Annotated in this window: 15 protein-coding genes and 1 riboswitch; of the genes, 5 read left to right on the top strand and 10 right to left on the bottom strand. The window is 63.8% G+C overall.

Annotated elements, in window-relative coordinates; genetic code table 11:
• Positions 1-46: 46 nt before the first annotated feature.
• Positions 47-802, bottom strand: a complete 756-nt coding sequence (locus ACH2EI_RS19150; RefSeq protein WP_395153848.1) for an ABC transporter permease — start codon at positions 800-802, stop codon at positions 47-49.
• Positions 799-1,803 carry an ABC transporter ATP-binding protein gene (locus tag ACH2EI_RS19145; protein WP_395161185.1) on the bottom strand — a complete coding sequence of 335 codons (1,005 nt, stop codon included), beginning with the start codon at positions 1,801-1,803 and terminating at the stop codon, positions 799-801. Before ACH2EI_RS19145 ends, ACH2EI_RS19150 begins: the two co-directional genes overlap by 4 nt.
• A gap of 87 nt (positions 1,804-1,890) precedes the next feature.
• On the opposite strand from ACH2EI_RS19145, the gene ACH2EI_RS19140 reads away from it, so the two are divergent.
• Complete coding sequence (locus ACH2EI_RS19140; protein WP_395161183.1) at positions 1,891-3,630, top strand: amidohydrolase family protein; 1,740 nt, start codon at positions 1,891-1,893, stop codon at positions 3,628-3,630.
• Positions 3,631-3,690: 60 nt separating this feature from the next.
• Positions 3,691-4,392: an enoyl-CoA hydratase-related protein gene (locus ACH2EI_RS19135; RefSeq protein WP_395153851.1), complete on the top strand. Its 702-nt coding sequence runs from the start codon at positions 3,691-3,693 to the stop codon at positions 4,390-4,392.
• 119 nt (positions 4,393-4,511) lie between these two features.
• Here ACH2EI_RS19135 and ACH2EI_RS19130 read toward each other — a convergent pair whose 3' ends face one another.
• Positions 4,512-4,820, bottom strand: coding sequence for an AzlD domain-containing protein (locus ACH2EI_RS19130; RefSeq protein ID WP_395153852.1), 309 nt, complete (start codon positions 4,818-4,820; stop codon positions 4,512-4,514).
• Positions 4,813-5,529 (bottom strand): AzlC family ABC transporter permease, encoded by a 717-nt coding sequence (locus ACH2EI_RS19125; RefSeq protein ID WP_395161181.1) that lies wholly within the window; start codon positions 5,527-5,529, stop codon positions 4,813-4,815. Before ACH2EI_RS19125 ends, ACH2EI_RS19130 begins: the two co-directional genes overlap by 8 nt.
• Positions 5,530-5,769: 240 nt before the next feature.
• Between ACH2EI_RS19125 and trmB the strand changes: the two genes are divergently transcribed.
• The 3 genes from trmB (at position 5,770) to bmt (ending at position 8,720) form a co-directional block, all read left to right on the top strand.
• The gene (gene trmB, locus ACH2EI_RS19120; protein ID WP_395152847.1) at positions 5,770-6,456 is read left to right on the top strand and encodes a tRNA (guanosine(46)-N7)-methyltransferase TrmB; all 687 of its coding nucleotides are present in this window, start codon (positions 5,770-5,772) and stop codon (positions 6,454-6,456) included.
• Between the two features lie 123 nt (positions 6,457-6,579).
• Complete coding sequence (locus ACH2EI_RS19115) at positions 6,580-7,671, top strand: pirin family protein (RefSeq protein ID WP_395152848.1); 1,092 nt, start codon at positions 6,580-6,582, stop codon at positions 7,669-7,671.
• Positions 7,672-7,727: 56 nt separating this feature from the next.
• Positions 7,728-8,720: a betaine--homocysteine S-methyltransferase gene (gene bmt, locus ACH2EI_RS19110; RefSeq protein ID WP_395152849.1), complete on the top strand. Its 993-nt coding sequence runs from the start codon at positions 7,728-7,730 to the stop codon at positions 8,718-8,720.
• A gap of 56 nt (positions 8,721-8,776) precedes the next feature.
• On the opposite strand, the gene ACH2EI_RS19105 is transcribed toward bmt, so the two are convergent.
• The 6 genes from ACH2EI_RS19105 to ACH2EI_RS19080 all read right to left on the bottom strand — a co-directional run bounded on the left by ACH2EI_RS19105 (position 8,777) and on the right by ACH2EI_RS19080 (position 13,258).
• Entirely contained in the window at positions 8,777-9,940 is a 1,164-nt protein-coding gene (locus ACH2EI_RS19105) for a 5-(carboxyamino)imidazole ribonucleotide synthase (protein ID WP_395152850.1), read from the bottom strand.
• Positions 9,937-10,401, bottom strand: a complete 465-nt coding sequence (gene purE / locus ACH2EI_RS19100; protein WP_395152851.1) for a 5-(carboxyamino)imidazole ribonucleotide mutase — start codon at positions 10,399-10,401, stop codon at positions 9,937-9,939. Before purE ends, ACH2EI_RS19105 begins: the two co-directional genes overlap by 4 nt.
• A gap of 102 nt (positions 10,402-10,503) precedes the next feature.
• Positions 10,504-10,788 (bottom strand): hypothetical protein, encoded by a 285-nt coding sequence (locus tag ACH2EI_RS19095; protein ID WP_395161179.1) that lies wholly within the window; start codon positions 10,786-10,788, stop codon positions 10,504-10,506.
• 103 nt (positions 10,789-10,891) lie between these two features.
• A complete protein-coding gene (ribH, locus tag ACH2EI_RS19090) occupies positions 10,892-11,383 on the bottom strand; it encodes a 6,7-dimethyl-8-ribityllumazine synthase (RefSeq protein WP_395156972.1) in 492 nt (163 codons plus the stop codon).
• A gap of 1 nt (position 11,384) precedes the next feature.
• Positions 11,385-12,641: a bifunctional 3,4-dihydroxy-2-butanone-4-phosphate synthase/GTP cyclohydrolase II gene (locus ACH2EI_RS19085; RefSeq protein WP_395156970.1), complete on the bottom strand. Its 1,257-nt coding sequence runs from the start codon at positions 12,639-12,641 to the stop codon at positions 11,385-11,387.
• Positions 12,638-13,258, bottom strand: a complete 621-nt coding sequence (locus ACH2EI_RS19080) for a riboflavin synthase (protein ID WP_395156968.1) — start codon at positions 13,256-13,258, stop codon at positions 12,638-12,640. The genes ACH2EI_RS19085 and ACH2EI_RS19080 overlap by 4 nt, the downstream gene beginning before the upstream one ends.
• A gap of 133 nt (positions 13,259-13,391) precedes the next feature.
• Positions 13,392-13,542, bottom strand: a riboswitch (FMN riboswitch).
• Between the last annotated feature and the right edge of the window lie 50 nt (positions 13,543-13,592).

The raw sequence follows: 13,592 nt of genomic DNA, 5'->3' as shown, positions 1-13,592 counted from the left end.
GTGCCACCAAGAGACGGCCTGATCAGGCAGCGAAGCCGTGCGTTGATCACACGTCGCGGCGGTTGTTGACCACGATGCCGATGATCACGAGGGCGAGCGACACGATGCCGAAGAACACACCGCCGTAGATCCGTCCACCCGGCGCGTTGTTAACGTCCGGGATCACGAGAGCGAACGCCGAACTGTACGGCAGCACCTTCTGCGGGTCATCGACGCCGGCGAGTGACAGGACGCCGGTCAGGATCCCTTCGATCAGCAACGGCCAGAGGATGATGATCGAGACAGCGGCAGGGCCATTGCGCAGCAAAAGTCCGAGGCCGAATCCGAAGAGCGCGAGGAGGCCGGCGAGCACGATCACGCCGAAGAATGAAGCGAGCGATCCGTCATCGCCAGAGAGGCCGACACTCGCACCTCGACCGTTGATCAACACGCTGCCGACCACGTACGAGATCGACACGGCAAGCGCGCCGACGATGAGGCCGAACAGGACCGACACGATCGCCTTGGCCGTGAAGACCTTCGGGCGGTTGGGTGTCGCTGCCAGAGTCGGCCGAATGGTGTTGTGCGCGAACTCGGAGGTGATGCCGAGTGATGTTCCTACTCCCACCATCATCGCCACGAGAATCGAGAAGCCACCAATCAGGCTCATCAGGTCTGCGTTGTCGAAGGCCTGAGGGTCAGAGGCAAGCAAGCCGACCAGACCAGTGATGACGACGAGGCCAATCACCGCGCCAAACGGGAGCCAGATGTTCAGGCGCACGGTGCGCAGCTTGAAAAACTCAGAACGCAGCAGATCGATCATGACTGACCCTCCGTGAAGGGCACCTGCAAGGGCGCCGGCGCAACAGGTGGCTGCAAGGGCGCTGATGGCGGTGCTGGGGGCGGTGTTGTGGCGTACTCCTGGGCACCGGCCGTGGCGCGGAGAAACGCTGCTTCGAGGGAATCGAGCTGCGTTGACAGTTCATGCAGCACGATGTTGTTGCTTGCCGCGGCCTGGCCGACTGCTGCGGCCTCGATGCCACGGATGTCGGCTCGCGGTGTCCCGGTGGTCGGGTCGTTGTCGAGGCGGGTGACACCGTCGGCCGATGACCCGAGAGCACTGATCAGCGATTCGAGTTGCGGTGAGGCGACGCGTGTCCACTTATTGGAGTGGCGGTCGACGAACTCGGTGACCGAGCATTGCTCGATCAACTGACCACGGCCAATGACCACGAGGTCATCGGCCATCAGCGCCATCTCAGCGAGCAGGTGGCTGCTGACGAGCACCGTTTTACCGCTTCGGGCGAAGTGCGTGAGGATGTCGCGAATCCAACGAATGCCCTCGGGGTCGAGGCCGTTGGCTGGTTCGTCGAGGATGATCGTGCCGGGGTCACCGAGCATCACCCCAGCCAAACCCAAACGCTGCCGCATGCCGAGCGAGTACCCCTTGACGCGCCGGTTGGCTACGTCGGTCAGCCCGACGAGGGCGAGCGATTCGTCGACACGGGCTGTATCGATCCCGTTCGACATCGCCATCCACCGAAGGTGGTTCCGGCCGGTCCGACCGGGGTGCACGTAACCGGCGTCGAGCAGCGACCCCACTTCGAAGAGCGGATTCTCGATCGAGCGGTAGGCCCGCCCCCCGAACGTTGCCGTGCCGGACGAGGCCCTGTCGAGGCCGAGCATGCAGCGCATTGTCGTGCTTTTACCCGATCCGTTCGGGCCAAGAAAGCCCGTGACTCGGCCAGGCGACGCGTTGAAGCTGAGGTCGTTGACCGCTGCGACGTCGCCGAAGCGCTTACTGATGTTCCGAACTTCGATCACTCGGTCACCGTAGGTCACCAACACGAACGAATTGGGTGCACGAAGCTTCAGTCGTTCTCTCTGGCCACAACTCAGCAAGACTGGGACATGGCTGACTTTGACATTCTGATTCGCGGCGGTTCAGTGATCGACGGCACAGGGGCGGACGAACGAATTGCTGACATCGCCGTCAGTAATGGCGTCATCGTCGCGGTGGGTGCCAACCTGGAGGGCACGGCCGACACGGTGTTCGACGCGTCGGGCTCGCTCGTGATTCCCGGCATCGTCGACATCCACGCTCACTACGACGGTCAGGCCACCTGGGATTCGCGGATGCACCCGTCGTCATGGCACGGCGTCACCACGGCGGTAATGGGCAACTGCGGTGTGGGCTTTGCCCCGGTCGTCGCAGCCAACCACAACAAACTCATTGAGCTCATGGAGGGCGTCGAGGACATTCCTGGCGCCGCCCTCCACGAAGGGCTGAAATGGAACTGGAGCACCTTCGGTGAGTTCCTCGACGCGGTCGACGAACGACCGCATGACATCGACATTGCAGCGCAAGTTCCCCACGGTGCACTGCGACTTCACGTCATGGGCGAGCGCGGCGCCAACCACGAAGACGCCACCGCCGACGACATCGCCGCAATGGCCGAACTCGCCCGCGAGGGCATCGAAGCCGGTGCGCTCGGATTCACCACAAGCCGGACGCGTAACCACAAGACGTCGACGGGCGCGTACACGCCGACACTCACGGCTGCACCCGACGAACTGATCGGCATCGCCGAAGGCGTGGGTGCTGCGGGCACCGGCGTGCTCCAAGTGGTGTCGGACTTCGTCGATGTCGATGCCGAGTTCGCGACGTTGCGGGCAATGATGGAGCGCTCGGGTCGCCCACTCTCGATCTCGGTCGTCAGAAACCCGATGGCTCCCGACGACTTCCGGGTCTGGCTCGACCACATCAGTGCAGCACGCGCCGACGGCCTCGAACTCACCGGCCAGGTAGCAGCGCGCGCCGTCGGCTTAATCCTCGGCTTGGAATGCACCCTCAATCCGTTCCTGACCAACCCCGTCTACGGCGAGATTGCCGACCTCCCGCTGGCCGACAAGGTCGCTCAACTGCGCGATCCCGACTTTCGGGCGCGTCTCCTGACCGAGGCCGGCGAACGTTCGAAGGCCAAGCTCGGCGGGAATCTCATCGGACGATTCGACCTGCTGTTTGAGATGGCCGACGAACCCGACTACGAGCCGTCACTCGAGGATTCCATCGCTGCTCGCGCCAACCGGGCAGGCGTCACCTCCGAAGACTTCGCGCTCGACGCGATGCTCGACAACCATGGTGTCGGCGACGGCAAGGGCCTGATTTACCTGCCTTTTCTCAACTACGTCGACGGCGCGCTTGACGGCCTGCACGAGATGCTGAGCCACCCGTTCACCGTGCCGGGCCTGGGCGACGGTGGGGCCCACGTTGGCACGATCTGCGACGGATCCTTTCCGACCACCCTGCTCGCCTACTGGGGTCGCGATCGTGAACGGGGCACCCTGCCGCTGCCGTACCTCGTGCAGCAGCACTGCCGCGACACCGCCCGGACAGTCGGCCTGTTCGACCGTGGTGTGCTTGCGCCCGGCTACCGAGCCGACATCAACATCGTCGACTACGCCAACCTGCGGTTGCATAAGCCGGAAATCGTTGCCGACCTTCCAGCGGGTGGCAAGCGGCTGTTGCAGCGCGCCGACGGGTGGACGCACACGTTCGTCGCCGGCGTCGAGACCTACCGCAACGGCGAAGCCACAGGCGCCCTCCCCGGCCGCCTCGTCCGGGGCGCCCAACCGGCACCCACCAACTGAGACCAGGCACAGAAATCACTCACTGCGACCGCGCGCTGCCTGGCGTCTACGGTGCACCGAATGGTCGAACTCCACAGAGCAGGCGACGTGTTCGTCGCGACAATGAACGACGACGAGAATCGTTTCAACCCCACCTCGGTGGCGGCGTGGAACACGGTGCTCGACGAAGTCGAAGCAGCTGCGGCCCAGCCTGATGCGCAGTGTGCACTGGTCACGACCGGCAGCGGCAAGTTCTTCTCGAACGGCATCGACCTGGAGTGGCTCGGTGCAGCGTTCCACGATCCAGAAATCGCCGATCCAATGGCGATGGTTGCCGACATGCAGCGCATGTGGGCCCGAGTCATGTCGTTGCCGGTTCCCACGATCGCGGCGGTCAACGGCCATGCATTCGCTGGTGGCGCCATGTTCGCGCTCGCGCACGATCATGTGTTGATGCGCGAGGACCGCGGGTTTTGGTGCGTCAATGAGTTGCTGTTGAAGATGCGATTCACGCCGGGAATGCAGGCACTGCTGTCGGGCCGGTTGCCGAGCCAGACGGCCCGCAAGGCAATTCTGACCGCCCATCGGTTCAACGGTCCAGAGGCACTGGCCGGCGGTATCGCCGATGCGCTCCACGACGAGGGAGCTCTGCTTCCTGCTGCCATCGAACTCGCCCAGACGTTGTCGCCGACGGCCCACAAGACGCTGAACATCTTGAAAGAAGATCTCTTCTCCAACGCACTCGCCTGCTTGCGATCAAGCGCGGCGCCCGACGCCTTCTGACTGCAACGCCCGCTCACTACGACGCCCTCTACGACGCCCTCTGCGACGCCCTCTGCGGCGGGCCGAGAACATGCGCCCAGTACATCTTGGCCGAATCCGTCGGATGCAGCGACGAGAAGTCACGCCACGAGGCGCGCAAGCGCTGTTGCAGCCGCAGCGACCAACACAACAAGCACAAACGGCGCCCGCCGCCAGAGCGCGACACCTGCCGCGATGACACCGACGAGACGTGCATCGACCGAGATCGATGCACCCGCGCCCACGGTCGACACCAACGTCAGCGCTGCGAGTAAGGCGGCCGGAAGGAGATCAACGAAGGCCTGAACGCGGACCGGTAACGAACGGGCACCGAGCACGAGTGGCCCCACCGATTTGAGCGCGTAGGTCCCGAGTGTCATGACGATCAATACCGCCACCGCGTCACTCATCGCCTCCCCCTTCAGTCACTGCTGGCGTCTGTCGGCCCGCAACGACGACACCGGCGATCGCCGCCAAGATCGGCACGCCTGGCGGCGCGATCGGCACGAGCACCAGGGCAATCACCGCGCCCGCGAGTGCGGTCCGAAACTGTGGACGTTGGCGCATCCGCGGCCAGAGGAGTGCGAGGAAAGCGGCCGGCCCTGCGGCATCGAGGCCCAAATCGTTGATGAGGTCGCCGGCATCGGAAAAGACGAGATGACCAAGCACCGTGGTGATGTTCCAGACAACGAAGACGCCGATTCCCGCGCACAGGTATCCGTAGCGCCTCAGCGCCGGGTCGGTGGTCGAAGTTCCAACCGCCGTCGATTCGTCGATCATCAGCTGTGACATCGCGGCGCGCTGCCAGAGCGCTCCCGTGAGGGCCGGCGCCATAATCACCCCAAAGGCGAGCGAACGAACATTGAGTAAGAGCCCTGCGACTGCGGCCGACGCGATCGAACCACCATCGCCAAGTATCTCAGCGGCGGCGAATTGGGAACTCCCGCCAAAGATCAGCGCTGAGAATCCGATCGCTTCAAGGAGCGTGAACCCGGCGGTTGCCGCCGACGCACCGAACACGATGCCGAACGGGGCCACGGCGGCAGTGATCGACGCCGCCTGTCGCCGAAGAACCCGCCGCGCCGCAGCCTGCTGCAGATCTCCCGCTGTTTCGCCCACAACACCAGTGTGGGGTCAGCGACAGGTCGTCACACGCACACTGTCCAACTGACACATCCACCCCATCCACCCCATCCACCCCGGCCACCCCATCCAAAATGGAGACCATGACGCCGCACAGGCGATGCGTAACGATCCCAGTTTCGAGGTGCGTGCATGGCGCCACCGAAACCGAGATCAAAACACTGCAGACGAGCAGAGAGGCGGTCTCCATTTCGGGGCGCCGATAGCTTGCCGAACATGCTCGGACCAGCGCCAGGACCGGATCGTGTCGTTCCCCGGCCGAACAACACCTTCAAGCCACGGCGGCGCGCCATGTCGGAACAGAGGCAGGCCGAGTTCGACACGTGGCTGGAGCGATGGGGTCTGGACCAAAGCGGTGAACTCCTCGACTGGAATGAAGTGTTCGGTGGGCGCCCCGTGGTCCTCGACATCGGCTTCGGTCGCGGCGAAGGCACGATTGATATGGCTCGGGCGGACTCGGCCACTGCGATCGTTGGGATCGAGGTCCACACACCAGGTGTAGTGGCCGTACTCGAGGCCATCGAGAACGATCCGCTGCCGCACGTCCGCGCGGTCCACGGTGATGTCCTGCGCTTTCTGCTGAGGGTCCCGCTCGACTCGCTGACGGGTGTGCGGATCTATTTCCCTGATCCATGGCCGAAGAAGCGCCACCACGCCCGACGTCTCGTGCGATCCGACGTGGTTGGCGCATTGGTCGACCGGCTCAACGTCGGCGGCCAACTCCACGTCGCAACCGACATCGTGGACTACGCCGAGCAGATAGCCGAGGTGTGTCAGGCCGAGGACCGACTCGACGGTGGCATCGTGCCGCGCCCACACTGGCGCCCGCTCACTCGGTTCGAACAGCGCGGTCTCGACGCTGGCCGCCCACCCACCGACCTCATCTACACCCGTCGGAACTGACCGGCCAACACCCAGATCGTGCCGAGACTGAGACCGACGCACTGCGCAGGCGATGCGTGGTGGTCTCCATTTCGGCACGATCATTTAGTTGTGCACGCAAGGATGTGTGGTTAGGATGAGCGCATGGCCTCGATCCTCCAGACGTTCCAACTTGGCACGCAATGGCCGACGCTTGACCCGTTCCTGTTCTGCGCACACCATCTCGACGACTACCCGAACGGAACGGTCGCGCTCGAGCCTGATGCATCGCTGGACTCGCGCAACATCGGTCAGGACTTCGACGGCATCGACGGCTGGAACATGTACCACGGCAAAAACGTCCCGGGCTTCCCGCAGCACCCGCATCGCGGCTTCGAGACAATCACCTACGTGCGGACAGGTGTCTGCGATCACAGCGACTCAATGGGCGCCACGGCGCGTTTCGGGCGCGGCGACACCCAGTGGATGACCGCTGGCAAGGGCATCGTCCACTGCGAGATGTTCCCGATGCTCAACCGCGATCGGCCCAACCCTCTCGAGCTCTTCCAGATCTGGCTCAACCTGCCCGCAGTCGACAAGATGGTCGACCCGTACTTCACGATGCTCTGGAGCCACGACACTCCGACCGTCGTCGAGGCCGGGCCCGACGGACAACTCGTCGACGTCACCGTCATCGCTGGGTCGCTGGCTTGTCGTACTGGCGCTGCTGGCATCACCGCACAGGCACCACCTCCCAACTCATGGGCCGCTCGAGCTGAGGCCGACCTCGCGATCTGGCACCTCCGCTTCGACCCGGGTGCGTCGTGGACGATGCCGGCTGCGACGGGCACTGACACCAACCGCGTTCTCTATGCGTTCACTGGTTCGACGATCACGATCAACGGCGAAACAATCGAGGCCGGCACCGGTGCTGTGGTCAATGCATCCGATGCGCTCGAACTGGTTGCTGGGTCTGGCGACGGTGACGTTTCCGGCATCGAGGTCATGGTGCTCCAGGGCCGCCCGATCGGCGAGCCGGTGGCGCGCTACGGCCCCTTCGTCATGAACACTGACGAAGAGATTCGCCAGGCATTCTCGGACTACCAGCGCACCGAGTTCGGTGGCTGGCCATGGCCAAGCAACGATCCGACACACGGCAGTGAAGAGGGCCGATTCGCCCATCATGCCGACGGCCAGATGGAACGTTTCGACCTCGGCTCAACCACACCGGCATCCGCACCGACACCAGCGTCCTGACGCCCCACTCAGTAACCCTGCCTGGAACCGGGTGCTCAGTCCGGCAGAATGGTCACGTGACCGTGCTGCACGATCTGCTTGCCGAACGAGGCACCCTGCTCATTGACGGTGCCATGGGCACCGAACTGTTCGCTCGCGGCCTCGGCTCGGGCGATCCGCCCGAGATGTGGAACGTCGACCATCCTGACCGCATCACCACCGTCCATACCGACTACATCGAGGCCGGCTCAGACATCGTGCTGACCAACTCCTTCGGCGGCACGGGGTTTCGTCTGAAGCTCCACAAACTCGACGACCGATGCATCGAACTCAACCGTGCCGCGGCCCAGGTGGCGCGCGCTGCGACCGACGCACACTTCGAGGCGACCGGACGCCGAGTGCTCGTCGCCGGGTCAATGGGCCCGTCAGGTGAACTCCTTGTACCAATGGGCACGATGACACCGGCCACCTGCGCCGATGCATTCCGTGAGCAGGCGATCGGCCTGGCCGAAGGTGGCGCCGAAATCCTGTGGATCGAAACAATGAGCCATCTCGACGAGGTGACCGCCGCAGTCGAAGGCGTTCGTTCGGTCAGCGATCTCCCGATCTGCACGACACTCAGCTTCGACACTGCCGGGCGAACGATGATGGGGGTCACCGGCACTGACGCCGTCAACCGACTGGCTGAGATCGGTGTCACCGCTGTTGGCGCGAACTGCGGGAACAACCTGTCCGACACGGAAGCAGCACTCATCGAAATGCGGACGGCCAACCCCGACATCCTGCTGATCAGTAAAGCCAATGCTGGCATGCCCGAGTGGCACGGCACCGAACTCCACTACTCAGGTTCACCCGACGTCATGGCGGCCCACGCAATCCGCCAGCGCGAGGCCGGCATCCAGATCATTGGCGCCTGCTGTGGCAGTGCACCTCGACATCTGCACATGATGCGCCAGGTGCTCGACGGCGACATCCCGGTCCCCGAGGTCGAATTCGAAATCGCGACCGTGCGTCAGGTCAGCAAGGGCCGCGTCCGGACCGGCCGCCGCGCCCCTCGCCCAATCAATTGACGCGACGCGGTTGGTCCTCAGGATCGCTGCACAACCCGGGCGGAGTCAGTCGTCAGTCAGATGCGGGCGCGGAGTGACGCGGCAATTGCTGCGACCTCGCGCGCAGATTCACCAGGCTCACCAATCACGGTGAGGTGGCCCATCTTGCGGCCAGGCCGCGGCTCAGTCTTGCCATAGAGATGCAGCTTGGTCGCGGGGTGAGCGAAAACAGTCGCCCAATCAGGCTCACCGTTGCTCCACAGGTCACCCAACAGATTGGCCATCGCGACTGCTGGGCTGGTCATCGACGTCTCACCTAAGCCGACGCCACAGATCGCTCGGATCTGCTGCTCATACTGGCTCGTCACGCTCCCATCGAGCGTCCAGTGCCCACTGTTGTGCGGTCGGGGCGCGATCTCATTCACGAGCAACTCAAGTTCGCCGATGGCATTCCGAACAACGAACAGCTCAACAGCGAGCACTCCGACATAGTCGAGGCGTTCAGCGATTTCGACCGCGAGCCGTTCCGCGGCACTCGTGAGATCGGCGTCGATGGTTGCCGGCACGATCGACACATCGAGAATGCCAGCGGCGTGGGTGTTCTCGGCGACCGGCCAGATGACCGTCTCGCCGGTCGCTGACCGCGCAACGAGAACGCTGACTTCGGTGTCGAGATCGAGCAGAGTCTCAACGACACAGGCGACATTGCCGATGCCATTCCAAGCGTCTTCTACATCGTCGAGCCGATCGATCCGAACCTGCCCCTTCCCGTCGTAGCCGAGGCGCGCAGTCTTCACGACCGCGGCCCCGTCAGTCGGCAGCTGCGCACCGACCGTGTCGATCAGATGTGCTTCGTCAACGATGGCAAACGGGCCAACCGGAAAGCCAGCAGCGCGGAGGAACTGCTTCTCGGCAATCCGGTCCTGCGCGATCCGCACGGCGCTGGCCGACGGAGCAACTCGCGTCGATTGCTCAAGCCGGTCGAGGCTCGCCGCGGGCGGGTTCTCGAACTCGGTGGTGACCACGTCGCATTCAGATGCCAAGCGATCGAGCGCATCACTGTCGTCGTAGCGCGCAACGAGGTGAACATCGGCGACCGCTCCGGCCGGGGCATCCGGGTCGGGATCGAGGACGAGCGTCCGGTAGCCCATCAGCTTGGCGGCCACGAGTGCGTACCTGCCGAGCTGACCGCCACCGAGCATGCCGATGGTGGAGGGAGGAACGATGGTGTGATCGTTCATGCCGGCGGCAGCGTTGAAGCGGCGGCCTGATCGCGCCGATCGGCCCGGTACTGGAGCAGTGCTGCGTGCAGGTCGTCATCAGTACTGGCCAACAGCGCAACGGCGAACAGCGCTGCGTTGATCGCGCCTGCCTCGCCGATGGCAAACGTGGCTGTCGGGATGCCAGCGGGCATCTGCACGATCGAGTAGAGCGAGTCCTGGCCCGAAAGGTGACGCGATGCGACAGGGACGCCGAGCACGGGGACGGTGGTCTTGGCAGCGAGCATGCCGGGGAGGTGAGCCGCACCGCCCGCACCAGCGATGATCGCCCGCAGACCCTGCCCTCGCGCTGCCTCGGCATACGCAAACATCTCGTCGGGCATGCGATGCGCGCTGACCACCTGGGCCTTGTGCGCAACGCCAAAGTACGCGAGCGTCTCGACTGCTTTTGACATCGTCGGCCAGTCGCTCGACGACCCCATGACGACACCGATCAACGGTTGCTCACTCTGCGTATCAGGCACGCGGTCAGGTTATGCCAGGCCGGGACGAAGGCCAGCCCCTCCGGGTCGAGCGCTGCTGGATTAGCCGACAGCAACCGCAGATGCGCCGAGCGTCGCCGGTGCTTCGATGGCACCACCTTGGCCACCGCCGCCACCTGAGTTCAGGCCGCGACCGAAGTAGAAGATCCCAGCAAGCACGGCAACGAACACGATGCCGGCAATCAGCCACTCCATCACAGGAGAGACGCGTTTTCCTCGGCCCTGGCCTGTGTTGTGCGTCGTCGGTCGACCCTTGGGCGCCGTGTACCCCTTTTTTCTTGCTTGCTTGCCAGCTTGAGATTCGAGATCAGCTTCAGTCGACGCCATGACTCGTATGCAATCAGACTTCACCCTGCGCGCACAAGCGACTTCGAGCATGTTTTCCGAACCGATTGTGACAGCAGCAGCGCAGTGCCTGCTCGACGTGGCCTCACTCTGGCCGGGACGCACGGGTACGTCCAGCGAGCAGTGCCATTTCGATAGCTGCAAACGTTGCTTCCTCACCGACATTGTGACCGCCCGCCGGTTCACTTCGCGCCAAGGCTTGGTTCATGTTCTCAACGGTCAGGATGCCCATTCCAATCGGGATTCCGGTCGCGATCTGCACCTGCATGATCCCTTGCGCACAACCTTGGGACACGATTTCGTAGTGCGTTGTCTCGCCGCGAATCACAGCACCCAGCACGACGACGGCGTCAACGTCGCCCGACTCGATGAGCGTGCGAGCGACGAACGGCAACTCGAAGGCGCCGGGTGCAGAAGCGATGTGCGCGATGGCCCCGGTTGCGCCAATTGCACGGTGGGCGCCAGCGGTGAGCCGATCGACAATCTCGTTGTTCCAGCGCGCACTCACGACGCCGACAACCAGGTTGCTGGCATCTAGTTCAGACGGGGGCGCCGGGCGCGAATCAGGTGTGGCCACGTCAGGAACCTTCCACGCTTGGCTCCGCGAAGTCGAGCAGATGACCCATCCGCTCGCGCTTTGTCCGTAGGTAGGCGATGTTGTCGGAGTGCGGCGTTGACTCGAGCTGCACTCGTTCAACGATCTCCAGACCGAAGCCTTCAAGGCCGCCATACTTCGCCGGGTTATTGGTGAGGAGACGCATCTGCGTCACGCCGAGGTCGACGAGAATCTGCGCCCCGATGCCGTACTCGCGATTGTCGACTGGGAGGCCGAGTTCGAGGTTGGCGTCGACAGTGTCGCGACCCTTCTCTTGCAGCTCGTACGCGCGCAGCTTATGCCCGAGGCCGATGCCGCGGCCTTCGTGACCGCGCAGGTACACGACTGCGCCATGGCCTGCTTCGGCGATCTGATGCATCGACGCTTCGAGCTGCGGGCCACAGTCGCAGCGGCGCGAGCCGAACACGTCGCCGGTCAGACATTCGCTGTGAACGCGCACGAGCGCTGGCTCGCCATTGGTGAGGTCACCAACGGTGAAGGCGAGGTGTTCGATGCCGTCGAGCGTCGACTCGAACGCATGGCAGGTGAACTGCCCCCACTCGGTCGGCATGTTCGCCTCGGCAATGCGCCGGACCAGCTTCTCGTTGCGACGGCGATGACGGATCAAGTCGGCGATCGTGATCATCACCAGGCCGTGCTCGGCAGCGAACTCGGTCAGTTCGGGAACCCGTGCCATCTCGACCTTGTCGGCCGTAACGATCTCGCACAGCAGCCCGGCCGGCTCAAGACCGGCGAGCATCGGGAGGTCGACGGACGCTTCGGTGTGGCCAGCGCGCTTCAGCACGCCACCGGTCCTTGCTTCGAGCGGAAGGATGTGGCCCGGGCGGGCGAGGTCGTCTGGCATGGTGCTGCCATTGATCAGCGCTTGGATCGTGGCCGAGCGATCGCTGGCGCTGATGCCGGTCGACGTCCCGTGCTTGTAGTCCACGCTGACGAGGAAGGCGGTCTGCATGCTCTCGGTGTTCTCGACGACCATCGGGTCGAGCCGGAGTTCACGGGCGCGTTCGCTCGTGATCGCTGTACACAGGAAACCCGACGTGTGGTGCAAGAAAAACGCCACCTTCTCGGGTGTCGCGAACTGGGCAGCCATGATCAGGTCGCCCTCGTTCTCCCGATCCTCGTCGTCGACCACGATGACAATCTCGCCGTTGCGAATCGCTTCGATGGCTTCGTCAACCGTGTTGAATGCCGTGTTGAACGCTGTGTTGAATGCCGTCATGACGTTTCCTCCGTGTTGGACTTCGGACCGGTGTGCCACGCAATCAGCTTCTCGATGTGCTTTGCGGTGACGTCGACTTCGAGGTTGACGGGGTCACCACGGCCCTTGCTGGACAGCGTGGTGGCCGCTTCGGTGTGCGGGATGATCGCCACGGTGAAGCCGTCGTCGAAGACATCGACGACGGTCAAGCTGATGCCATCCACTGTGATCGAACCCTTCTCGACGACGTAACGCGACAGCTCACGGTCCATATTGATCTGCAGATCGGGGGCGGGCTCGATGATTGTCCCGACAGCATCCACGTGCCCGAGGACGAGGTGTCCCCCAAGCCGGTCTTGCAGCCGAACCGGCCGTTCGAGGTTGACTGGATCACCCGGCCTGAGCGAACCGAGATTGGTTCGGTTGAAGGTCTCGTCGCTGACATCAGCGACCCACCATCCATCGGCACCAGCTGCTGCGGTTTTCCATTCGACGACGGTCAGACAGCACCCGTTGACGGCGATGGAGGCGCCGAGCGTTGCATCTGTCAGAACCTCGTTCGCCTTGATGCGCAGGCGAGCGCCTTGACGATCCAGCTCGATGATCTCACCGAGCTCTTCCACGATTCCCGTGAACATTTCAATTGTCTCCCAGTTCGAGCGCATGCAGGTGCAGACGCAGTCTCTGGGGATCCGGGGGCGGCCGTTCCAAGCTTGTGCACAGACAGGGCAGATCGCCCCGCCGGTGCGTCGGCGCAGGCAGACGCACCCGTCTCCCTCGCTACCATCCGGACTCTGACCGTCGGCTCCTGAATTGCACAGGATCAGTCCTCAACTCTCCAGCTTTTTCGGTTGCCAGGTCTGTTGAGGAGTCGTGGGCTCTCACCACCGGTTGGGAATTGCACCCGACCCCGCGAGGGTTCGCGGATAGCTCTCACGTTACCGCGAGTGCGTCGGCCTGCCATTCTCGAGC

This window comes from Ilumatobacter sp. (genome assembly GCF_041688325.1).
Lineage (GTDB): Bacteria > Actinomycetota > Acidimicrobiia > Acidimicrobiales > Ilumatobacteraceae > Ilumatobacter_A.
The sequence above is the reverse complement of the archived record's forward strand: the minus strand, read 5'-3'. Positions and strand labels throughout refer to the sequence as shown.